The following is a 22,924-nucleotide window of genomic DNA, read 5'->3' on the forward strand; positions in this document are numbered from 1 at the left end:
GGCGGGGTTTTTTTATGCATATCGAAAATAACGCTTGTCATTCATCTACCACATCGGTATAACTATCCCCGTCGGTTTGTTACACAGACCTAAAGCAGTTTAGTAAAGCAGTCCAGATTGTTATCCATAGATACCCTTCGTAGTGACCCTTCCTTCATCGCTTAAAAATCTGTAACGCAATCCATCAAGCCGGAAGGCACAATATATTTGTTAATAAGGTAATTTCTATGTCTGCTAAAATGACTGGTCTGGTAAAATGGTTCAACGCTGATAAGGGTTTCGGCTTCATCACTCCTGACGATGGCTCTAAAGATGTGTTCGTACACTTCTCTGCTATCCAGAACGATGGCTACAAATCTCTGGACGAAGGTCAGAAAGTTTCCTTCACCATCGAAAGCGGCGCTAAAGGCCCAGCAGCTGGTAACGTTGTAAGCCTGTAAGCTTCCAACCCAGTAGCACAAAATTCAAAAACCCGCCTCCTGGCGGGTTTTTTCGTTTCTATCGTTGCACCTGCGGGTTCACGCAGTTTATCTCCACCTTTCCGCTAAGAGCGGCGATGAGATTATCGACCGCAGTGGCCGCCATGTTGTAGCGCGTCTCATGGGTGGCGGAGCCGATGTGGGGCAGGGCAACGACGTTTGGCATTGTCAGCAGCGGGGAATCCAACGGCAGCGGCTCCTGCTCAAACACGTCCAGACCTGCGGCATGGATCTGACCGTTTTTAAGGGCCTCAATCAGCGCCTTCTCATCCACCACCGGGCCACGACCCGCGTTGATGAAAATGGCGGATTTCTTCATTTTTTCAAATGCGGATTTGCCAATCAGATGACGCGTTTCGTCCGTCAGCGGCAGAACCAGACAAACAAAATCGGCTTCCTGCAGCAGAGTATCCAGCTCGCAGTAACGGGCGTTGAAGCGTTCTTCGGCTTCACCGTGATGGCGACGCGCGTTATACAGAATCGGCATGTTAAAACCAAAATGCGCGCGCTGCGCCAGCGCCAGCCCGATACGACCCATACCGACAATGCCCAGCGTCTTGCCGTGAACGTCCACACCGAACCAGTCCGGTCCAATGCTTTTTGTCCATTCGCCCGCTTTGACGCGCTCAGCCACTTCCACCACGCGACGGGCCGTGGTGAGCATCAGCGCCATCAGCGTATCGGCCACGGTTTCCGTCAGGGCATGTGGGGTATGCATCAGCAGGATCTTGCGGGCGTTAAGGGCATCCACGTCGAAGTTGTCGTAACCCACGGAAACGGTAGAGGTAGCACGAAGCTTCGGCATTTTCTCCAGCAGGGCGACATCCACTTTCTCGCTTGAACCCAGCAGGCCTTCGGCGCTGGCGAACGCTTCGGCGTGCTGCGCCACGGTTTCCGGGCTCAGGTTCTTCACCTGCGTGACGGTGAAGTGTTCTTCAAGGCGTTTCTGCAGATCTTCCGGCAGTGCTTTGTACAAAATGACGGACGGCTTCATGCTAATCTCCGTTGATTTTTAAGGGTTCAGGCGTGGCGTGCGCCAACAGGATGCTGTTGATTATTAGCAGGCTTAACAATCAGAGTAAGCCACACGGAGGCGAAAAGCGCCACCCCCATAAAGATGTACGATGCGGACGGGCTGCCGGTGGCACCGTTCAGGTAGCCGACGAACCATGAGCCGCAGAACGACCCAAGCGCACCCATACTGTTAATCAGTGCCATCGCGCCACCCGCGACGTTACGCGGCAGCATTTCCGGGATGATGGCAAAGAACGGACCATACGGGGCATACATTGCGGCACCGGCGACCACCAGCAGGGTATAAGAGGCCCAGAAGTGATTTGCACCCACGGCCCACGAGCCGATAAAGGCAAAAGCAGCGATCAGCAGCAGCGGCCAGACAAACAATTTTCGGTTCTGCAGCTTGTCCGATGCCCAGGAGACGACGATCATGGCGATGGTTGCCGCCAGATATGGTACGGATGACAGCCAGCCTACTTCGACCATGCCGAGGTTTTCGCCGCCGCTGCGGATAATCGACGGCAGCCACAGCACAAAGCCGTACACGCCAATGCTCCAGGTAAAGTACTGCGCGCAGAGCAGGATCACGTTGCGCGAGCGGAAGGCTTCACCGTAGTTGCGTACCGCCTTCAGACCTTGCTGTTCTTTATCCAGCTGCGCCTGCAGCGCCGCTTTTTCGTCTTCGGAAAGCCATTTCGCCTGGGCAGGTTTATCTTTTACCAGTACCCACCAGCAGAATGCCCAGATCACTGCCGGAACCCCTTCGATGATAAACATCTCGCGCCAGCCGAAGGACTGGATCAGGTAGCCAGACACCACCGACATCCACAGCACCGTGACCGGGTTACCGAGGATCAGGAAGGTATTCGCGCGCGAGCGTTCAGATTTGGTAAACCAGTTGCTGATGTAAATCAGCATCGCCGGCATGACCGCCGCCTCAACGACGCCGAGGATAAAGCGAATGGCGGCCAGGGCAGGAATATTGTTCACCACGCCGGTCAGTGACGCGCAGGCACCCCACAAGATCAGACAGACGAAGATCAGCTTACGCACGCTGCGGCGTTCCGCATAAATCGCGCCGGGGATCTGGAAGAAGAAATAGCCCAGGAAGAAAAGGGCACCGAGCAGGGAGGAGATACCTTTGGTGATGCCGAGGTCCTCGGTGATCCCCGCTGCGGACGCGAAGCTGAAGTTGGCACGGTCAAGGTACGCCAGGCTGTACGTGATAAACACGATTGGCATGATGTACCACCAGCGTTTTACTGCATTGGTCGAACTGTTCATAGGCTTGCCTCTGTTGTTGAGGTTGTTACCGCCGTTGTCTGTAGGGTACACGGTGGCTTAATTATTTGGTGTGGCTTGCTGCCCTCACCCTGGCCCTCTCTCACAGGGAGAGGGAAGTTAAACGCCGAGCTCTGCTCGCGTGGGTAATCCTTCGCTGTCGCCCTGCACCTGAATGGCCAGCGAGCCAATCTTGTTGCCCCGCGCCACGGCCTGCGACAGCGTTTTGCCTTCCAGCAGGGCGCTAATGACGCCCACGGCAAAACCGTCGCCCGCGCCGACGGTGTCGACCACGTTCTCAACCCTGACCGCTGCGACCGCGCCCTGTTGGCCGTCGGCCGTCTTAAACCATGCACCATCGGCGCCGGTCTTCAGCACCACAGCTTTTACCCCTTTATTCAGGTAGAAATCGGCAATGCCTTCCGGCGTGCTTTCGCCGGTCAGAATCATCCCTTCTTTCAGGCCCGGCAGAACCCAGTCAGCCTGGAACGCCAGACGGTTCAGCTTCTCGACCATTTCCGCTTCGCTTTTCCACAGCACCGGGCGCAGGTTCGGATCGAAAGAGATCGTTTTTCCCTGGGCTTTCAGCGTGGCTGCCGCGTGAGCCAGCAGTTCATACGAGCTGGCGGACAGCGCTGCCGCCACGCCGCTCAGGTGCAGATGGCGAGCGGAGGCAAAATAGTCGGCGTGGTAATCCGCCACTGAGAGGTGGCTTGCGGCCGATCCTTTGCGGAAATACTCCACGATGGGATCGGTTCCATTTTCGACCTTGGATTTAAGCTGAAAGCCGGTAGGGAAGCGTCCGTCGAGGGTGACGCCTGCGGAATCAATCCCCTCTTTTTTCAGCGAATCGAGAACGAAATGGCCAAAGCTGTCGTCCCCCACGCGGCTGACCCAGCCGACGTTCAGGCCAAGGCGCGCCAGGCCGGTCGCGACGTTCAGCTCTGCGCCTGCGACGCGTTTGATAAAGTGCTCTACCGCGCTCAGCTCGCCCGTTTCGGTGGCGACGAACATCGCCATGGCCTCGCCGATCGTGATGACATCCAGCGTCTTGTGCATGGTTTACTCCTCGCGCAGCAGGTTGACGTAATGGCGGGTAACGGCGGTTAAATCCGTCCCTTCCAGCGGGAACTCGATACCGCGCGGGGCATCGGCAGGCAGCTGGCCGAGCAGATCCAGCCAGCGCGCATCAGCGTGGTCCGGCGCCACGGCGCGGAAGTTATCTTTATGCGGCACGGCGGCTTTCACGTGGATATAGCTCACCGCAGGGGCAAGGCGACGGGCGGCCTCTTCGGGGGAGTCACCGACCCACAGCCAGTTGCCCATGTCGAAGGTCAGCGTGATGGGTAAAGCCATTTCCCGACAGGCGGCCTGGAAGCGCTGCATGGGCGCGAGCTGGCCGCAGTCGGTCTGATCGTTCTCCACGACCAGCGCCATGCCGCTTGCGTTCAGCAGGCTACGCAGGCTGTCGAGAGGCTGCACATCGCGGAAATGGCCCAGGGAAACCTTCAGCCACAGGGCGTTCAGGGTGCTGGCCTCAGAGAGATAGCGGGTCAGGTCCGGGTTGAGGGTGCCGTCGGGCATAAACAGGGCGGCGGGGGCGGAGTAGCACGCCAGCAGGCCCAGCAGCTCAATGGATTCGCCCAGCGCAGGCAGCGTCAGCAGCTCTTCGCTGCTGAACAGTTCCCGGCGGATCTCCACGCCGTCTGCCCCCGCGCCTGCAATAACGGGAAGCATTGCCCGCTGGCCGCCTGCCTGTCGCACCTGTTCCGCACCGTACGCGGCGGTGACCACCATAATTTTCCTGCCCATCTTCGGACTCCATCGCAACATATCAATACTATTACGCTAGATGGAACCGGTTCCAAAGAAAAGGTCAGGATGTCGAATTTATGATCGGTATCACAAGGGAAAATTAACGCGCCGTGGAGCCGCGAACGATCAGCTCTCCGGAGAAGACCTGCTCGCGAACGGCATCGCTGGTGCCTTCAATGCGACGAACCACTTGTTCAACAGCAGCATAACCAATCTGCCAGGTGGGTTGTTTGAGGGTAGTAATGCCGACGCCCGCCAGCTCCGCCCACTCCAGTTCATCAAACCCCAGCAGACCGATATCGCTGCCCCAGTGCAGGCCAATGCGCTTGAGCGAGCGGGCGACCTGAAGCGTCAGTGCCCCGTTGGCGGAGATAACGGCTTTGCGCATCCCGCGATGGCGCGTGTGGAACTGGCGCAGGGTGTTGTCGAGCTGGTCGGCTTCGTGAAGCGGCGTTTCGGCATTTTCGGCGATCACGCCGGGATATCGCTCCAGCGTGGCGCGAAATGCGCTGAGGCGCTCGCGACGGGTATTGACCATCCCTAGCGGTTCACTCAGAAACAGAATGGCCTCGAAGCCCTGTTCGATCAGATGTTCGGTGGCGGTCGTGGCGGCCTGGGTGTTATCCAGCCCGACCACATCGCAGGCAAATTCCGGGATTTTACGGTCGATGAGGACCATAGGCAGAGAGGACTGCTGCAGGCGGTTTAAACCCTCTTCCCGCATGCCCACCGCGTTCACCACGATCCCTTCGACCTGATAGCTGCGCAGCAGATCGAGGTAATGCAGCTCCTGGTCGACTTCGTTGTTGGTATTACAGACCAGCGGCGTGAAACCTTTCTCGCGACAGGCGGCTTCAATACCGCTGAGCACGTTAACGGAATAGGGGTTGGTGATATCGGCGATGATTAGCCCGATAAGGCGGGTGCGGCCGCGTTTGAGCCCCCGCGCCATGAGGCTGGGACGGTAGTCGAGTTCGGCAATGGCCTGTTCAATACGCGCCAGCAATGCGTCGGACAGCAGGTGTTTCTCGCCGTTAAGGTAGCGCGAAATGCTGGTTTTACCGGTTTTGGCGGCTTTCGCCACGTCGCTGATGGTGGCCCGGGCTGGTTTGCTCATCGCTGATTTCCCTGAATTTAGTGAGAATACCTTAACGGGAAAATCAACGATGGCAAGTGGTTCATACCGTGGTGTGCGGTCTAATGCCCTCACCCCGCCCCTCTCCCACGGGAGAGGGTGCAACCACTAAAAACGGCAACGAGCGTTGCCGTTTTGCTTTTACCTACTGAATTGGGCTTAACGTAATCTCTACGCGGCGGTTCTGCGCTTTGCCTTCCGCCGTGCTGTTACTGGCGATAGGGTTGGCAGGGCCCATGCCGCTGGTGCGGATGCGGTTCGCTTCAACGCCCTGGGTGATCAGCGAGCTGGCCACGGCGTCGGCGCGCTGCTGGGACAGACGCATGTTCAGATCCTGGCTGCCGGTGCTGTCGGTGTAGCCCATCACGTTCACGGCGGTCTTGTTGTACTCTTTCAGTACCATCGCCACGCCGGTAAGGGTGTTCGCACCTGCGGGTTTCAGCGTTGCGCTGCTGCTGTCGAAGGTCACGTTGTTCGGCATATTCAGGATGATGTTATCGCCGCTGCGCGTCACGCTCACGCCGGTTCCCTTCATTTTGTCGCGAAGCTTCGCTTCCTGCACGTCCATGTAATAGCCAACGCCGCCGCCCAGTGCCGCACCCGCCGCTGCGCCAATCAGCGCGCCTTTACCGCGGTCTTTCTTGGAGGAGGAGAGTGCCCCCACGCCTGCGCCGACCAGCGAGCCGATACCTGCGCCAATGCCGGATTTACCCGCTTCACGCTCACCGGTGTAAGGGTTAGTTGTGCAGCCAGAAACAGCTAGTGCACCGCTCACCAGAGCGGCAATAACGAGTACGCGTTTTTTCATCTTCTTTCCTTAATCCTTTTTATTCTTTGCCACGGCGAGCGTGGCAGTTGATTATGACGTCCAGATACGGAGAAAATTCCGGGTATAACTCTGAAATTTGTGACAAACCATAAACTGCCTCAACAAGAAGGCCGTAAACCTGCACGCAACCAGGAGCGCACGCTTGAGCACCTCAACGAAAACCATTCTGACCGCCGCCCACTGGGGGCCGATGCTGGTCGAAACCGATGGCGAAAATGTTCTGTCGTCCCGCGGGGCACTGCCAACCCAACATCCCAACTCGTTACAGACCGTCGTTCGCGATCAGGTGCACAGCAAAACGCGCGTGCGCTGGCCGATGGTGCGTAAAGGTTTTTTGGCCTCGCCGGACAAGCCGCAGGGGATCCGCGGTCAGGATGAGTTTGTTCGCGTGAGCTGGGATGACGCGCTGGCGCTGATCCACGCCCAGCATAAGCGCATTCGCGACACTTACGGTCCGTCGTCCATTTTTGCCGGCTCCTACGGCTGGCGTTCTAACGGCGTGCTGCACAAGGCCTCAACGCTGCTGCAGCGCTACATGAGCCTGGCGGGAGGCTATACCGGCCATCTCGGGGATTACTCCACCGGCGCGGCGCAGGCGATCATGCCGTACGTCGTGGGAGGGAACGAAGTGTACCAGCAGCAGACCAGCTGGCCGCTGGTGCTGGCACATACCGACGTGGTGGTGCTCTGGAGCGCTAACCCCCTCAACACGCTGAAAATTGCCTGGAACGCCAGCGACGAGCAGGGCATCGGGTATTTCGACGCGCTGCGCAAAAGCGGCAAGCGCATCATCTGCATTGACCCGATGCGCTCTGAAACCATGGATTTCTTCGGCGACAGCGCCGAGTGGATTGCCCCGCATATGGGCACCGACGTGGCGATGATGCTGGGGATTGCCCATACGCTGGTAGAAAACGGCTGGCACGATGTTGAATTCCTGACGCGCTGTACCACCGGCTTCGATAAATTTGCCGACTACCTGACGGGCCAATCCGATGGGGTAGCAAAAACGGCAGAGTGGGCGGCAGATATTTGCGGCGTACCTGCGGAGAAAATCCGCGAACTGGCGGCGTTGTTTCATAAAAATACCACGATGTTGATGTCCGGCTGGGGAATGCAGCGTCAGCAGTTTGGTGAGCAAAAACACTGGATGCTGGTGACCCTTGCCGCGATGCTTGGGCAGATCGGCACGCCGGGCGGCGGTTTTGGTCTCTCCTATCACTTCGCGAACGGCGGTAACCCGACGCGTAAAGCGGCGGTGCTGGCGTCTTTGCAAGGCTCGGTGCAGGGCGGCGTGGATGCGGTAGATAAAATTCCGGTGGCGCGGATCGTTGAAGCTCTGGAAAACCCCGGCGGGTTTTATCAGCACAACGGCCTGGACCGCCACTTCCCGGACATTAAATTTGTCTGGTGGGCGGGCGGATCGAACTTCACGCACCATCAGGATACCAACCGCCTGATCCGCGCCTGGCAAAAGCCGGAGCTGGTGGTGATTTCCGAGTGCTTCTGGACCGGTTCGGCTAAGCATGCCGACATCGTGCTCCCGGCGACCACCTCGTTTGAGCGTAACGATCTCACCATGACCGGCGACTACAGCAACCAGCATATGGTCCCGATGAAGCGCGTTGTCGCCCCGCGAGACGAAGCACGTGATGATTTTGACGTGTTTGCTGAACTGAGCGAGCTCTGGGAAGCGGGCGGCCGCGAGCGTTTTACCGAAGGGAAAAGCGATCTGCAATGGCTGGAGAGCTTCTACCAGATTGCCGGCCAGCGCGGCGCGGCGCAGGGCGTGACGCTTCCGCCATTTGCCGAGTTCTGGGAAGCGAACCAGATCGTCGAGATGCCGGAGAGCGAACAGAACGCGAAGTTTGTCCGTTTCGCCGATTTCCGCCGCGACCCGGAGAACCACCCGCTGAAAACCGAGAGCGGAAAGATCGTGATCCACAGCGAGCGCATCGCCAGCTTTGGCTATGCCGACTGCCCGCCACACCCTATGTGGCTCGAGCCGGACGAATGGCACGGCAACGCCCAGCCGGATCAGCTGCAGGTGTTGTCTGCGCATCCCGCGCACCGTCTGCATAGCCAGCTTAACTATACGTCTCTGCGGGAGCAGTATGCGGTCGCCGGGCGAGAGCCGATCACGCTGAATACCCTCGATGCGAAAGCGCGCGGGATTGCGGACGGCGACGTGGTGCGCGTCTGGAACTCGCGCGGGCAGGTGCTGGCAGGGGCGGTAGTGAGCGACGGAATTAAACCGGGCGTGATCTGCATTCATCAGGGCGCATGGCCCGACCTTGAGCCCGCCGAGGGAGGGATCTGTAAAAACGGGGCGGTTAACGTGCTGACCAAAGATCTCCCCAGCTCGAAGCTGGGGAATGGCTGCGCAGGGAACACGGCGCTGGCCTGGGTAGAGAAATATCAAGGCCCCGAGCTTACCTTAACGGCGTTTGATCCGCCTGCCAGCTCATGATCCACGTCGGGTGCTGGGTGTCATCCTGCCAGGCGCTGTCTTCAATGCGAAAGCCCTGAGCATGGTAGAAATTCACCGCCCGCACATTTTTCTGATATACCTCCAGGGTTAAATGCGGGAAGCGCTGTTGAACATGGTTCAGCAGCGCGCGCCCGATGCCTTTCCCGATGCATGATGGTGCGACAAACAGCGCGCCGACAAACTGAGACTGCATCACGCTGATAAATCCGTATGGCTCGCCATCCTGTTCCCAGACCCAGGTTTCCGCCGACGGCAGATAAACGTCCCGCACCATGGCCTCGTTCTCTTTCCAGTAACCCGGCTCGATAAACGGATGCGCTTCCGTGGTGCTTTCAAGCCACAGGCTCAAAAGCGGCGCGGTATTCTCACTTTGCCATTTGCGGATCATGATGGCCTCCCGGATGACAGAAGCAGCCGGTAACGTGGTCGTTGACCAGGCCACAGGCCTGCATAAAGGCGTAGCAGATGGTGGAGCCGACAAACTTAAAGCCGCGTTTTTTCAGGGCCTTCGAGAGCGCATCCGAGGCCGGGGTAGAGGCCGGGATTTCCGCGAGCGTGGCGGCCCGGGTGACCTGCGGATCGTTGTTCACAAACGTCCAGACAAAATCTGAGAACGATTCGCCGTTTTGTTCCATCGCCAGGTAAGCGCGTGCGTTACCGATGATGGCCTGGATCTTACCGCGATGGCGGATGATGCCGGCGTCCTGCACCAGTCGTTCCACGTCTTCATCGGTCATCGCGGCGACGGCGACAGGATCGAACTGATGGAAGGCGTTGCGGTAGTTTTCGCGTTTCTTCAGCACCGTAATCCATGACAACCCCGCCTGCTGGCCCTCCAGGCAGATCATCTCAAAGAGTTTTTTGCCATCCGTTTCCGGTACGCCCCATTCCCGATCGTGATAATCGATATAAAGCTGATCCTGGCTCACCCAACCGCAACGTTCCATCCGTCATCTCCCTTAGTGATACTGATTTCGCAAATATTTCGTTCTGACTGGCTTGACGTGTTTACTATAAAGACAATAGTTAATACAAGGGCTATAAGCTCTTCCTGAATAACGACAAATATCGCCGAATTCGGCTCTCTCTGGGGTCGCGTTGATGATGATAAAAAAAATCAGTGGTCGCCATGCTGCTTCTGGCCTGGTGGGGATTTCTGCCTGCCTGTTTTTTTGTAATACAGCGTCTGCCTGGCAACAGGAATATATCGTTTCAGACGCCCAAAATAATACGGCGGAACGCTATACATGGGACGCGGATCACCAACCGCGTTATGAGGATATTTTGGCTGAGCGCATTCAGTCTTCACAAAATGCGCCGGGTCTTGCCCTGAATATACCGTCTGGCAGTGCGACGGAGGGGGCGATGAGCGTGGGCTGGAATTTTCCGGTTTCAGCGCGTATCACCACCGGCCCGGTAGTGGCGTGGCGCTACGACGGCACGGCTCCCATGATGATCAACGAGTTTGGTGATAGCGCGTCGACGCAGGCAATCATCGACCCGCTCTGGCATGCCAGCGTCAGCACGCTGGGGTGGCGCGTGAATACCCAGTATGGCGATCTCCGGCCATGGGCGCAGATTAGCTATAACCAGCAGTTTGGTGAAAACCAGTGGAAATCGCAGTTTGGCATGCCGCAAACGCCAGCCCCTGCCCAAAACGGTAGCTGGATGGACGTCACCGTGGGAACGGATATTCCCTTTAATACGCACGTGGCGGCCTATGCGTCGCTGGCTCAAGGGGAGCACTCCACCACCGGTGAGGAGTTTTTATACACCCTCGGCGTTAGCGCAAATTTCTAGAGTTGTTACTTTTTTAAACGTTACGATAACATCTCGAATACAACAACCACGGGCTATACAGCGATAGCAGATACTAACACGCTGTCGCTTTATTCCTGGGCCAGGCCATTCATTCCCGATTCCAGGCATTTCATTCCGTTCCGCCTGCATTTCATGCCGTTTTACCCCAGGCGTTTTAAGGTTTTGTTTATCGTTGTCCTCAGCGAACTTCCTTAATTTCTCTTGCAGGACAACTGCCATGAACACATCATCTTATAACCGCACGCGCTGGCTCACGCTCTTTGGCACCATCGTCACCCAGTTTGCGCTGGGGTCGGTCTATACCTGGAGCCTGTTTAACAGCGCGCTTTCCGACAAACTCGGCGCGCCGGTCAGCCAGGTCGCGTTCTCCTTTGGTTTGCTGAGCCTGGGTCTGGCGATTTCGTCTTCGGTCGCGGGCAAGCTGCAGGAGCGTTTTGGCGTGAAGCGTGTGACCATGGCGTCCGGCATTCTGCTGGGGTTGGGCTTTTTCCTGACGGCGCACTCCAGCAACCTGATGATGCTGTGGCTGAGCGCCGGCGTGCTGGTGGGTCTGGCCGATGGCGCAGGTTATCTGCTGACGCTGTCGAACTGCGTGAAGTGGTTCCCGGAGCGTAAAGGCTTAATCTCCGCGTTCGCCATCGGCTCTTATGGCCTGGGCAGCCTCGGGTTCAAATTTATCGACTCCCATCTGCTGGCGTCCGTTGGCCTCGAAAACACCTTTATGATCTGGGGCGCAATCGTGCTGGTGATGATTCTGTCCGGCGCCACGCTGATGACCGATGCGCCGCAGCAGGAGGTCAAATCCGTTAACGGCGTGGTGGAGAACGACTTCACTCTCGCGCAGTCCATGCGTAAACCGCAATACTGGATGCTGGCGGTGATGTTCCTGACGGCCTGCATGAGCGGTCTTTATGTCATCGGCGTGGCGAAGGATATCGCGCAGGGGATGGTGAAGCTGGATGCCGCCACGGCGGCGAATGCGGTGACGGTCATCTCCATAGCCAACCTCTCCGGTCGTCTGGTGCTCGGTATTCTGTCTGACAAAATTGCCCGCATCCGTGTGATTACGATTGGGCAGGTGGTTTCGCTGGTCGGTATGGCGGCGCTGCTGTTCGCTCCGCTGAATGAAGCCACCTTCTTTGCGGCGATTGCCTGCGTGGCCTTTAACTTCGGCGGCACCATTACCGTCTTCCCGTCACTGGTGAGCGAGTTCTTTGGCCTGAACAATCTGGCGAAAAACTACGGCGTTATCTATCTTGGCTTCGGGATCGGCAGCATCTGCGGCTCGCTGATTGCCTCCCTGTTCGGCGGGTTCTACGTGACCTTCTGCGTAATATTTGCCTTGCTGATTATCTCGCTGGCGCTCTCGACCACGATTCGCCAGCCGCAGCGCGAAGTATTCAAAGAAGCGCACGCGTAAGCTGTATGAAAGAGGCCTCTGTGGCCTCTTTTTTCTTTATGCGAGACGCTTCCCGTTTCGATATTTTGTAAAAATTTACACCGATCACACTCTCTGCTGCCACTTTTCTCTCCCGCTGTGGTCTACTTACCGCGCTTGTAGACGTTTCTCATAACGCTTCCTTACGCATTTACTTACTCTGTCCGCTTTCTCTTTGAGATTCGACGGGTCTTTATACCCCTTCCCCCAGGGTTGTTTGCATGAAATACATTAGGTCTCTTACCCAGCAAAGATTGTGTCTGATGCTGGCTGTCTATATCGGATTATTTCTGAATGGCGCGGTACTGTTCAGGAGAGTGGAAGGTTATTTTGAAAACCTTACCGTGAGTAATGGTATTTTTGCCGCCATTGAAGTGTTCGGCTCCGTCCTCGCTACCTTCTTCCTCTTACGCCTGCTGTCCCTTTTTGGCCGACGTACCTGGCAAATTTTGGCCTCGCTGGTGGTGATTATTTCCGCCGCCGCAAGCTATTACATGACCTTTATGAACGTGGTCATTGGTTACGGTATCGTTGCCTCGGTGATGACCACGGATATCGACCTCTCGAAAGAGGTGGTAGGGAAAGGCTTTATCGTCTGGACGGTTTTAGCCTGTCTGATCCCGCTGTTCTTTATCTGGAGCAATACGTGCCGCTATACGCTGTTACGCCAGCTGCGCACCCGTGGACAGCGGATCCGCAATATCGTCGTCGTCCTGCTGGCCGGTCTGCTGGTATGGGCGCCTATTCGCCTGATGGAAACGCAGCAAAAACGCGTCGAAAAAGCGACGGGCGTGGATATGCCAAGCTATGGCGGCGTGGTGGCAAACTCGTATTTGCCGTCTAACTGGCTGTCAGCGTTAGGTCTGTATGCCTGGGCGCAGGCGGACGAATCCAGTGATGTGAAATCGCTGATCAATCCAACGAAACAATTCACCTACCAGCCGCCAGCCGACGGGATTGATGATACGTACGTCGTCTTTGTCATCGGCGAAACGACGCGATGGGATCATATGGGTATTCTCGGCTATAACCGGGATACCACGCCAAAGCTGGCGCAGGAAAAGAACCTGGTGGCTTACAGGGGCTATTCCTGCGATACCGCAACGAAGCTTTCGCTGCGCTGTATGTTTGTGCGTGAAGGCGGTGCAAGCGATAACCCTCAGCGCACGCTGAAAGAGCAGAACGTGTTTGCCGTGCTGAAGCAGCTTGGATTTAGCTCAGACCTGTTCGCCATGCAAAGTGAGATGTGGTTCTACACCAATACTCTGGCAGATAACATCGCGTACCGTGAGCAGATTGGCGCCGAGCCGCGTAACCGCGGTAAAAACGTCGACGATATGCTGCTGCTGGAAGAGATGTCGCAATCCCTCAAGAACCATCCGCAGGGTAAGCATCTGGTTATTCTGCATACCAAAGGGTCGCATTACAGCTATTACCAGCGCTACACGCGAGATTTCGCGAAGTGGCAGCCTGAGTGCGTGGGCATTAATAAAGACTGCAGCAAGCAGGAGCTGATCAATGCCTACGATAACTCGGTGCTGTACGTGGATACCTTCCTGAGTCGGGTGATCGACCAGCTGCGCGATAAAAAAGCGATTGTGATTTACGCGGCAGACCACGGTGAATCCATCAACGAGAAAGAGCACCTGCACGGTACGCCGCGCAAGCTGGCACCGCCGGAGCAGTTCCGCGTGCCGATGATCATGTGGATGTCGGATAAGTATCTTGAAAATCCGGAGAAGGCCAAGATGTTTGCTCAGCTGAAAAAAGAGGCGGAGATGAAGGTGCCGCGTCGTCACGTTGAGCTGTACGACACCATTATGGGCTGTCTCGGCTATACCTCACCGAACGGTGGGATTAACGAAAACAACAACTGGTGTAAACTCCCTGATAACAGCGTAAAAGCCGCGCAGTAGCTGCCCTGGCGAGAATATCGCCAGTTGAATGGCTTTTTGAAAATAAGGGATTGACGGGGGCGCACCTCAGCAGTAAGATGCGCTCCGCATTCGGCGAGTAGCGCAGCTTGGTAGCGCAACTGGTTTGGGACCAGTGGGTCGGAGGTTCGAATCCTCTCTCGCCGACCACATTCTGAAAAGGGCTAACCGCAAGGTTAGCCCTTTTTGCATTATGATCTTATCCCGTCAGAGTATCCAAAACGCCCCTTAGGCCTGCTTCTCCCTGCCTGTTAACGATTTTGTGACATAATCCATTGTATTTTTTTATATATAGATTGATCTTTTTTCGCGTTGCTTATGGATAACCTCAGCATTTTTCGCTGTGCGTTTTAACGTTCGCGGTATTTAGTGCTCAGATAATCACCATTCCGCAAGAAAATTTACCCATTCTGAATAAAAGTTAATCACTGATTGTTGCGATATATGAAGAGACTTGTGCTGCAAGATAGCGAGTAGCATAAATTTCCCTGCTGAAAACTGGCATACATAGTTTTTTTAATCTTTGTTTGCGGTTTCTCACACTCAGCGTAAATCCCCGTCACCTGTATTGACGTTTTCACATTCTGTTGACAGATTGTAGGGCATGAGGGGCATTTCAGGGACGATCTGCGCTGCAACTCAAACGCTCTTCTGAAAGGATTCTCCATCCCTTTAAAGCCTTCGGGCATCTCCGACCGGACCGGGTAAAAAATAAATAAAGGTCTGGCGGCGTAACACAACAAAGCAAAACATCACATTGGAGCAGAATAATGAGTATTTCCTTGAAGAAGTCAGGGATGCTGAAGCTTGGTCTGAGCCTGGTGGCTATGACCGTGGCAGCAAGCGTACAGGCAAAAACCCTGGTTTACTGTTCTGAAGGCTCGCCGGAAGGCTTTAACCCACAGCTCTTTACCTCTGGTACGACTTACGACGCAAGCTCTGTACCGATCTATAACCGTCTGGTTGAATTCAAAACCGGTACCACGGAAGTGATTCCGGGTCTGGCCGAGAAGTGGGACGTCAGCGAAGACGGTAAAACCTATACCTTCCACCTGCGCCAGGGCGTGAAGTGGCAGGACAGCAAAGAATTCAAACCAACGCGCGACTTTAACGCCGACGACGTTGTGTTCTCCTTTGACCGTCAGAAAAACGCTCAGAACCCGTACCACAAAGTGTCTGGCGGCAGCTATGAATACTTCGAAGGGATGGGTCTGCCAGACTTGATCGCTGAAGTGAAAAAAGTGGACGATAAAACGGTTCAGTTCGTGCTGACGCGTCCGGAAGCGCCATTCCTGGCTGACCTGGCCATGGACTTCGCTTCAATTCTGTCCAAAGAGTACGCGGACAACATGCTGAAAGCCGGTACGCCGGAAAAAGTCGACCTGAACCCAATCGGTACCGGTCCATTCCAGCTGCTGCAGTACCAGAAAGACTCCCGCATTCTGTATAAAGCGTTCGAAGGCTATTGGGGCACCAAGCCGCAGATCGACCGTCTGGTCTTCTCCATTACGCCTGATGCATCAGTGCGTTATGCAAAACTGCAGAAAAACGAATGCCAGGTGATGCCGTACCCGAACCCTGCTGATATCGCCCGCATGAAGCAGGACAAGAACATCAACCTGCTGGAGCAGGCTGGCCTGAACGTGGGCTATCTCTCCTTCAACACCGAGAAGAAACCGTTTGATGACGTGAAGGTGCGTCAGGCGCTGACCTACGCGGTGAACAAAGAAGCGATCATCAAGGCGGTTTACCAGGGCGCTGGCGTTGCTGCCAAAAACCTGATCCCACCAACCATGTGGGGCTATAACGACGACGTTAAAGACTACACCTACGATCCTGAGAAAGCGAAAGCGCTGCTGAAAGAAGCGGGCCAGGACAAAGGCTTTACCGTTGAGCTGTGGGCGATGCCGGTACAGCGTCCGTACAACCCGAACGCACGCCGTATGGCGGAAATGGTTCAGGCAGACTGGGCTAAGGTTGGCGTTCAGGCCAAGATTGTGACCTACGAGTGGGGCGAGTACCTGAAGCGCGCCAAAGCGGGTGAACACCAGGCGGTAATGATGGGCTGGACCGGTGATAACGGGGATCCGGACAACTTCTTCGCCACCCTGTTCAGCTGCGCGGCGGCGAAAGACGGTTCTAACTACTCTCGCTGGTGCTACAAGCCGTTTGAAGACCTGATCCAGCCGGCGCGTGCGACCGACGATCACAACAAACGTATCGAACTGTACAAGCAGGCTCAGGTTGTTATGCACGATCAGGCTCCGGCGCTGATTGTTGCTCACTCCACCGTGTACGAGCCAGTGCGTAAAGAAGTGAAAGGCTACGTGGTTGATCCACTGGGCAAACACCACTTCGAAAACGTATCTGTTGAATAATAAGTAGGGTGTTCTCCCTCTCCCTCTGGGAGAGGGCAGGGGTGAGGGGCGTGCATGCATCCCCTCACCCTAACCTTCTCCCGCTGGGAGAGGGAATTTACATTTGTGAGCAATACAGACGTCACGCCACTGGTCGTGCGTCATCAGAGAGAATCCGGGTTATGTTGCAGTTCATCCTCCGACGTCTGGGACTTGTTATCCCCACGTTTATCGGTATCACCCTTCTCACTTTTGCCTTCGTCCATATGATCCCCGGCGACCCGGTAATGATTATGGCGGGCGAGCGTGGTATTTCCCCTGAGCGCCATGCACAGCTGCTGGCGGAACTCGGTCTCGATAAGCCGATGTGGCAGCAATATCTCCACTATATCTGGGGCGTATTGCACGGTGATTTAGGGATTTCGCTGAAAAGCCGTCTTCCGGTGTGGGACGAGTTCGTGCCGCGTTTTAAAGCGACGCTGGAGCTTGGCGTCTGCGCCATGATTTTCGCCACTGCGGTGGGTATTCCTGTCGGGGTACTGGCTGCCGTCAAGCGTGGCTCTATTTTTGACCACACCGCGGTGGGCCTGGCGCTGACCGGCTACTCCATGCCTATCTTCTGGTGGGGCATGATGCTGATCATGCTGGTATCGGTGCAGCTTAACCTGACACCGGTCTCCGGGCGCGTCAGTGATATGGTCTTCCTGGATGACTCCAACCCGCTCACCGGCTTTATGCTGATTGATACGGCTATCTGGGGCGAAGAGGGCAACTTCATTGATGCCGTGGCGCACATGATCCTGCCTGCCATGGTGCTGGGCACCATTCCTCTGGCGGTGATCGTGCGTATGACCCGCTCATCGATGCTGGAAGTGCTGGGTGAGGATTATATCCGCACCGCGCGCGCCAAGGGCCTGACGCGTATGCGCGTCATCATCGTGCATGCGCTGCGTAACGCCATGCTGCCGGTGGTGACCGTTATCGGCCTCCAGGTGGGGACGTTGCTGGCGGGGGCGATCCTGACCGAAACCATCTTCTCCTGGCCTGGCCTTGGACGCTGGCTGATTGACGCGCTGCAACGCCGTGACTATCCGGTTGTGCAGGGCGGTGTACTGCTGGTCGCGACGATGATTATCCTCGTCAACCTGCTGGTCGATTTGCTGTACGGCGTGGTGAACCCGCGTATTCGTCATAAGAAGTAAGGGACCATCATGTCACAAGTCACTCAAAATAAAGTGGTCGCTGCACCGGTTCCTATGACACCGCTGCAGGAATTCTGGCACTACTTCAAGCGCAATAAAGGCGCGGTGGTAGGGCTGGTATATGTCGTAATCATGATCCTGATTGCGGTGTTTGCGAACTTCCTCGCACCGTATAACCCGGCGGACCAGTTCCGCGATGCGCTGCTCGCGCCGCCTGCCTGGCAGGATGGCGGTAGCCTGACGCACCTGCTGGGTACCGATGACGTGGGCCGCGACGTGCTGTCGCGTCTGATGTACGGCGCGCGCCTGTCGCTGCTGGTCGGCTGTCTCGTTGTTGTGCTGTCGCTGATCATGGGCGTTGTACTCGGCCTGGTTGCCGGTTACTTCGGCGGCATCGTTGATAACATCATCATGCGTATCGTCGATATTATGCTGGCGCTGCCAAGTCTGCTGCTGGCGCTGGTGCTGGTGGCGATCTTCGGCCCGTCGATAGGCAATGCCGCGCTGGCGTTGACCTTCGTGGCGCTCCCTCACTACGTGCGTTTAACCCGTGCGGCGGTGCTGGTGGAAGTGAACCGCGATTACGTCACCGCTTCTCGCGTGGCGGGTGCCGGTGCGATGCGCCAGATGTTCGTCAATATCTTCCCAAACTGCCTTGCGCCGCTGATTGTTCAGGCGTCGCTCGGTTTCTCTAACGCCATTCTTGACATGGCCGCTCTTGGCTTCCTGGGCATGGGTGCGCAGCCGCCAACACCGGAGTGGGGCACCATGCTCTCCGACGTGTTGCAGTTCGCACAAAGCGCCTGGTGGGTTGTCACCTTCCCGGGTCTGGCAATCCTGCTGACGGTGCTGGCATTTAACCTGATGGGTGATGGCCTGCGTGATGCGCTTGATCCCAAACTGAAGCAGTAAGAGGCACGAGATGGCGTTATTAAATGTAGATAAATTATCGGTGCACTTCGGCGACGAAGGCACCCCGTTTCGCGCCGTGGACCGCATCAGCTACAGCGTAAATCAGGGCGAAGTGGTTGGCATTGTCGGGGAGTCCGGTTCCGGTAAGTCGGTGAGCTCACTGGCGATCATGGGGCTGATAGATTACCCGGGCCGCGTGATGGCGGAAAACCTGCAGTTCAACGGTCAGGATCTGAAGCGCATTTCTGAAAAACAGCGCCGCCAGCTGGTGGGCGCCGAAGTGGCGATGATTTTCCAGGATCCCATGACCAGCCTGAACCCTTGCTACACCGTTGGCTTCCAGATTATGGAAGCGATTAAGGTGCATCAGGGCGGGAATAAGAAAACCCGTCGTCAGCGGGCGATCGACCTGCTGAACCAGGTGGGTATTCCTGACCCGGCATCGCGTCTGGACGTTTACCCGCACCAGCTCTCCGGCGGGATGAGCCAGCGCGTGATGATCGCGATGGCGATTGCCTGTCGACCAAAACTGCTGATTGCAGATGAACCGACGACGGCGCTGGATGTGACCATTCAGGCGCAAATCATCGAACTGCTGCTGGAGCTGCAGCAGAAAGAGAATATGGCGCTGGTGCTGATTACGCACGATCTGGCGCTGGTGGCCGAAGCCGCGCACAAAATCATCGTGATGTATGCCGGCCAGGTGGTCGAGACCGGAAATTCACACGATATTTTCCGCGCGCCGCGTCACCCGTATACCCAGGCGCTGTTACGCGCGTTGCCGGAGTTTGCCCAGGACAAAGCGCGTCTGGCGTCGCTGCCGGGTGTGGTACCGGGTAAATATGACCGTCCGCAGGGCTGTCTGCTCAATCCGCGCTGTCCGTATGCAACGGACAAATGCCGGGCAGAAGAGCCAGAGCTGAACCAGCTTGCTGACGGTCGTCAGTCGAAATGCCACTACCCACTCGATGATGCCGGGAGGCCAACACTATGAGTACGCAACAGGCCACCACGCAACAACCGCTGCTGCAGGCCATCGATCTGAAAAAATACTACCCGGTGAAGAAGGGACTGTTTGCCCCTGAACGCCTGGTGAAAGCGCTGGACGGCGTTTCCTTTAACCTCGAACGCGGTAAAACGCTGGCGGTGGTGGGGGAGTCAGGCTGCGGCAAATCGACGCTGGGCCGTCTGCTGACGATGATTGAAGTGCCGACCGGCGGCGAGCTCTACTATCAGGGGCAGGATCTGCTCAAGCACGATCCGCAGGCGCAGAAGCTGCGTCGCCAGAAAATCCAGATTGTGTTCCAGAACCCGTATGGTTCTTTGAATCCGCGTAAAAAAGTCGGGCAGATTCTGGAAGAGCCGCTGCTGATCAACAGTAATCTGAGCAAGGAGCAGCGCCGTGAAAAAGCGCTGGCGATGATGGCGAAGGTCGGCCTCAAAACCGAGCATTACGATCGCTATCCGCACATGTTCTCCGGCGGCCAGCGTCAGCGTATTGCGATCGCCCGCGGGCTGATGCTCGATCCGGACGTGGTGATTGCCGATGAGCCGGTCTCCGCGCTCGACGTATCCGTGCGTGCGCAGGTGCTGAACCTTATGATGGATCTCCAGCAGGAGCTGGGGCTGTCTTACGTGTTCATCTCCCACGACCTGTCGGTTGTCGAGCACATTGCTGATGAAGTGATGGTGATGTACCTGGGACGCTGCGTGGAGAAGGGGACTAAAGACCAGATCTTTAATAACCCTCGTCACCCGTATACCCAGGCGCTGCTGTCTGCGACGCCGCGTCTTAACCCGGACGATCGTCGTGAGCGTATCAAGCTGACGGGTGAACTGCCAAGCCCGTTGAATCCGCCTCCGGGATGTGCATTCAACGCCCGCTGCAGCCGCCGCTTTGGCCCGTGCACCCAGCTCCAGCCGCAGCTGAAGGAGTATGGCGGCCAGCTGGTTGCCTGCTTTGCGGTCGATCAGGATGAAAATGGCGAGAAGCCACATCCATAACGAAAAAAACCGGCGCTAAGCCGGTTTTTTTATGTCTGCTTGATTATTTCCGCAGGCGAATCTGGTCGACGGCGTGCTTCTCGCTCTTGGTGAGGATCAGGCTTGCACGCTCGCGCGTCGGCAGGATGTTCTCTTTGAGGTTCACGTAGTTGATCTCGTTCCACAGCCCCGTGGCCACACCGATCGCTTCTTCTTCAGAAAGCTGGGCATAGTGGTGGAAATAGGAATCCGGATCGGTGAAGGCCCCTTCGCGGAACTTCAGGAAGCGGTTGATGTACCAGTTTTGCAGCAGGTCTTCCGGCGCATCGACATAAATAGAGAAATCAACAAAATCCGAGACGAATACGTGATGCGGGTCGTGAGGATAGTCCATCCCGCTTTGCAGTACGTTCAGACCTTCCAGAATCAGGATGTCCGGCTGGACCACGGTTTTATCCCCGCCCGGAATGCGATCGTAGATCAGGTGCGAATAGACTGGCGCAGTCACGTGCGGCACGCCGGATTTCAGGTCAGAGACAAACTTCACCAGACGATGCATATCATAAGAAAGCGGGAAACCCTTCTTCTTCATTAGCCCACGTTCTTTTAACACCTCGTTCGGGTGCAGGAAGCCGTCGGTGGTGATCAGCTCCACGCTGCGGTGTTCCGGCCAGCGACTCAACAGCGCCTGCAGGACGCGCGCGGTGGTACTTTTACCCACGGCCACGCTGCCTGCGATACTAATGATATAAGGAATGCGTTGACCGTTCGTCCCGAGAAACTGCTCCAGCACGGCCTGACGGCGCAGGTTCGAGCTGATATAGAAGTTAAGCAAGCGAGAGAGGGGAAGATAAATTTCTGCCACCTCTTCCAGGGACAGATCTTCGTTTATCCCTTTTAACCGCGCGATTTCACCTTCCGTCAGCGTCATAGGGACGGAATCACGCAGGGCAGCCCACTGGCTGCGGTTAAAGTGAAGATAAGGCGTCATTAACGTTTGCTCTTTTTTGCTCATAAGCATGCTTCAGTGAGCCAGCATCACACTGCCGGATCGTGGCTCATCACACAGTTAATTTTGGACAATGGGCAGGAGGTTAACACCAGATGACGGGAATAATAAGAAAAAAGATGGAAAGCGCTGCGTTACGCGGAAGCCGTCACGCTACGGTGAATACAGTGCAAATCACGATGATATGTTGAATATTTGACCTCAAATGACTACTTTTACAGCGCTTGATACGCTCTTCGCATAAAATGTGAGCGAAAGAACGTTTTATGCAAATTTTTAGTTGCATGACCGCGCAGGTATCCATAGAATGCGCGCTACTTGATGCCGACTTAGCTCAGTAGGTAGAGCAACTGACTTGTAATCAGTAGGTCACCAGTTCGATTCCGGTAGTCGGCACCATCAAGTCCGGTGGGGTTCCCGAGCGGCCAAAGGGAGCAGACTGTAAATCTGCCGTCACAGACTTCGAAGGTTCGAATCCTTCCCCCACCACCACTTTCTGGCAGCGTAAATGCCGCCGGAGCTGGTTGGAAAAATTAGCCAGCTCAAACTGAAAAAGAGAGAAATCTCTTTTTTTGTTACAGAAAGAACTGGGTAGCCGAGTTTCAGGATGCGGGCATCGTATAATGGCTATTACCTCAGCCTTCCAAGCTGATGATGCGGGTTCGATTCCCGCTGCCCGCTCCAATACGTGCTGATATGGCTCAGTTGGTAGAGCGCACCCTTGGTAAGGGTGAGGTCCCCAGTTCGACTCTGGGTATCAGCACCACTTCACTTCTCCTTCCCGTTTCTCTCTGTTTCAATTTTACTGTATTCAACAATTCAGGCATTTCGCCTGGTTGATGTGGTGATATCACCGATTTATCCGTGTCTTAGAGGGACAATCGATGTCTAAAGAAAAGTTTGAACGTACAAAACCGCACGTTAACGTCGGTACTATCGGCCACGTTGACCATGGTAAAACAACGCTGACCGCTGCAATCACTACCGTTCTGGCAAAAACCTACGGTGGTTCTGCTCGTGCATTCGACCAGATCGATAACGCACCAGAAGAAAAAGCTCGTGGTATCACCATCAACACCTCTCACGTTGAGTACGACACCCCGACTCGCCACTACGCACACGTAGACTGCCCAGGCCACGCCGACTATGTTAAAAACATGATCACCGGTGCTGCGCAGATGGACGGCGCGATCCTGGTTGTTGCTGCGACTGACGGCCCAA

General features: G+C 56.1%; 20 protein-coding genes and 5 tRNA genes. 16 read left to right on the forward strand and 9 right to left on the reverse strand.

Translation table 11 applies throughout. From position 1 onward, the window contains the following. Positions 1 to 227 precede the first annotated feature (227 nt). Positions 228 to 440: an RNA chaperone/antiterminator CspA gene (cspA, locus tag NUX24_RS17475; RefSeq protein WP_003860775.1), complete on the forward strand. Its 213-nt coding sequence runs from the start codon at positions 228 to 230 to the stop codon at positions 438 to 440. A gap of 58 nt (positions 441 to 498) precedes the next feature. Here the strand turns inward: cspA and ghrB are convergent, their stop codons facing one another. The 6 genes from ghrB to NUX24_RS17505 form a co-directional block, all read right to left on the reverse strand. Further along, a complete protein-coding gene (ghrB, locus tag NUX24_RS17480) occupies positions 499 to 1,473 on the reverse strand; it encodes a glyoxylate/hydroxypyruvate reductase GhrB (RefSeq protein ID WP_257833103.1) in 975 nt (324 codons plus the stop codon). A gap of 26 nt (positions 1,474 to 1,499) precedes the next feature. After that, entirely contained in the window at positions 1,500 to 2,780 is a 1,281-nt protein-coding gene (locus tag NUX24_RS17485) for an MFS transporter (RefSeq protein ID WP_023309951.1), read from the reverse strand. 117 nt (positions 2,781 to 2,897) lie between these two features. Next, the gene (locus NUX24_RS17490; protein ID WP_257833105.1) at positions 2,898 to 3,836 is read right to left on the reverse strand and encodes a sugar kinase; all 939 of its coding nucleotides are present in this window, start codon (positions 3,834 to 3,836) and stop codon (positions 2,898 to 2,900) included. A gap of 3 nt (positions 3,837 to 3,839) precedes the next feature. After that, the gene (locus NUX24_RS17495) at positions 3,840 to 4,589 is read right to left on the reverse strand and encodes a sugar phosphate isomerase/epimerase (protein ID WP_257833107.1); all 750 of its coding nucleotides are present in this window, start codon (positions 4,587 to 4,589) and stop codon (positions 3,840 to 3,842) included. A gap of 103 nt (positions 4,590 to 4,692) precedes the next feature. Next, on the reverse strand, positions 4,693 to 5,709 hold the full coding sequence (locus NUX24_RS17500) for a LacI family DNA-binding transcriptional regulator (RefSeq protein ID WP_257833108.1): 1,017 nt from the start codon (positions 5,707 to 5,709) through the stop codon (positions 4,693 to 4,695). A gap of 163 nt (positions 5,710 to 5,872) precedes the next feature. Continuing rightward, positions 5,873 to 6,535, reverse strand: a complete 663-nt coding sequence (locus tag NUX24_RS17505) for an OmpA family lipoprotein (protein WP_024909080.1) — start codon at positions 6,533 to 6,535, stop codon at positions 5,873 to 5,875. A gap of 211 nt (positions 6,536 to 6,746) precedes the next feature. On the opposite strand from NUX24_RS17505, the gene NUX24_RS17510 reads away from it, so the two are divergent. Continuing rightward, the gene (locus NUX24_RS17510) at positions 6,747 to 9,026 is read left to right on the forward strand and encodes a molybdopterin guanine dinucleotide-containing S/N-oxide reductase (RefSeq protein ID WP_257833126.1); all 2,280 of its coding nucleotides are present in this window, start codon (positions 6,747 to 6,749) and stop codon (positions 9,024 to 9,026) included. On the opposite strand, the gene NUX24_RS17515 is transcribed toward NUX24_RS17510, so the two are convergent. After that, the gene (locus NUX24_RS17515) at positions 8,989 to 9,435 is read right to left on the reverse strand and encodes an N-acetyltransferase (protein ID WP_032661790.1); all 447 of its coding nucleotides are present in this window, start codon (positions 9,433 to 9,435) and stop codon (positions 8,989 to 8,991) included. The two genes, NUX24_RS17510 and NUX24_RS17515, sit on opposite strands and share 38 nt — an antisense overlap. Then, on the reverse strand, positions 9,413 to 9,994 hold the full coding sequence (gene tag / locus NUX24_RS17520) for a DNA-3-methyladenine glycosylase I (protein ID WP_029741572.1): 582 nt from the start codon (positions 9,992 to 9,994) through the stop codon (positions 9,413 to 9,415). The genes NUX24_RS17515 and tag overlap by 23 nt, the downstream gene beginning before the upstream one ends. Before the next feature lie 154 nt (positions 9,995 to 10,148). On the opposite strand from tag, the gene NUX24_RS17525 reads away from it, so the two are divergent. From NUX24_RS17525 to dppF, 9 genes are all read left to right on the forward strand, one after another. Then, on the forward strand, positions 10,149 to 10,847 hold the full coding sequence (locus NUX24_RS17525; protein WP_126330531.1) for an autotransporter domain-containing protein: 699 nt from the start codon (positions 10,149 to 10,151) through the stop codon (positions 10,845 to 10,847). A 238-nt stretch (positions 10,848 to 11,085) separates the two neighbouring features. Then, positions 11,086 to 12,288 carry an MFS transporter gene (locus tag NUX24_RS17530; protein ID WP_257833113.1) on the forward strand — a complete coding sequence of 401 codons (1,203 nt, stop codon included), beginning with the start codon at positions 11,086 to 11,088 and terminating at the stop codon, positions 12,286 to 12,288. A gap of 239 nt (positions 12,289 to 12,527) precedes the next feature. After that, positions 12,528 to 14,222 carry a kdo(2)-lipid A phosphoethanolamine 7''-transferase gene (gene eptB, locus NUX24_RS17535; protein WP_047651726.1) on the forward strand — a complete coding sequence of 565 codons (1,695 nt, stop codon included), beginning with the start codon at positions 12,528 to 12,530 and terminating at the stop codon, positions 14,220 to 14,222. Positions 14,223 to 14,313: 91 nt separating this feature from the next. Next, positions 14,314 to 14,390: transfer RNA gene (locus NUX24_RS17540), tRNA-Pro, on the forward strand. Between the two features lie 620 nt (positions 14,391 to 15,010). After that, positions 15,011 to 16,618, forward strand: a complete 1,608-nt coding sequence (gene dppA / locus NUX24_RS17545; RefSeq protein WP_033146993.1) for a dipeptide ABC transporter periplasmic-binding protein DppA — start codon at positions 15,011 to 15,013, stop codon at positions 16,616 to 16,618. A gap of 161 nt (positions 16,619 to 16,779) precedes the next feature. Further along, complete coding sequence (gene dppB / locus NUX24_RS17550) at positions 16,780 to 17,799, forward strand: dipeptide ABC transporter permease DppB (RefSeq protein WP_023334097.1); 1,020 nt, start codon at positions 16,780 to 16,782, stop codon at positions 17,797 to 17,799. 9 nt (positions 17,800 to 17,808) lie between these two features. Beyond that, positions 17,809 to 18,711 (forward strand): dipeptide ABC transporter permease DppC, encoded by a 903-nt coding sequence (gene dppC, locus NUX24_RS17555; protein WP_029742039.1) that lies wholly within the window; start codon positions 17,809 to 17,811, stop codon positions 18,709 to 18,711. Positions 18,712 to 18,721: 10 nt separating this feature from the next. Continuing rightward, a complete protein-coding gene (gene dppD, locus NUX24_RS17560) occupies positions 18,722 to 19,705 on the forward strand; it encodes a dipeptide ABC transporter ATP-binding protein (RefSeq protein WP_008502772.1) in 984 nt (327 codons plus the stop codon). Beyond that, positions 19,702 to 20,715 carry a dipeptide ABC transporter ATP-binding subunit DppF gene (gene dppF / locus NUX24_RS17565; RefSeq protein ID WP_126330539.1) on the forward strand — a complete coding sequence of 338 codons (1,014 nt, stop codon included), beginning with the start codon at positions 19,702 to 19,704 and terminating at the stop codon, positions 20,713 to 20,715. The genes dppD and dppF overlap by 4 nt, the downstream gene beginning before the upstream one ends. A 43-nt stretch (positions 20,716 to 20,758) precedes the next feature. On the opposite strand, the gene coaA is transcribed toward dppF, so the two are convergent. Next, on the reverse strand, positions 20,759 to 21,709 hold the full coding sequence (gene coaA, locus NUX24_RS17570) for a type I pantothenate kinase (RefSeq protein ID WP_032668002.1): 951 nt from the start codon (positions 21,707 to 21,709) through the stop codon (positions 20,759 to 20,761). Between the two features lie 317 nt (positions 21,710 to 22,026). Between coaA and NUX24_RS17575 the strand changes: the two genes are divergently transcribed. The 5 genes from NUX24_RS17575 to NUX24_RS17595 all read left to right on the forward strand — a co-directional run. Then, a tRNA-Thr gene (locus tag NUX24_RS17575) sits at positions 22,027 to 22,102 on the forward strand. 8 nt (positions 22,103 to 22,110) lie between these two features. Then, positions 22,111 to 22,195, forward strand: a tRNA-Tyr gene (locus tag NUX24_RS17580). 117 nt (positions 22,196 to 22,312) lie between these two features. Next, positions 22,313 to 22,387, forward strand: a tRNA-Gly gene (locus NUX24_RS17585). A gap of 6 nt (positions 22,388 to 22,393) precedes the next feature. Then, a tRNA-Thr gene (locus tag NUX24_RS17590) sits at positions 22,394 to 22,469 on the forward strand. Between the two features lie 118 nt (positions 22,470 to 22,587). After that, positions 22,588 to 22,924: GTP-binding protein (locus NUX24_RS17595; protein WP_019725119.1), on the forward strand; the 337-nt coding region annotated here is incomplete at its 3' end.

The sequence above is a fragment of the Enterobacter sp. HG048 genome (assembly GCF_024702055.1).
Taxonomy (GTDB): Bacteria; Pseudomonadota; Gammaproteobacteria; order Enterobacterales; family Enterobacteriaceae; genus Enterobacter; species Enterobacter dykesii.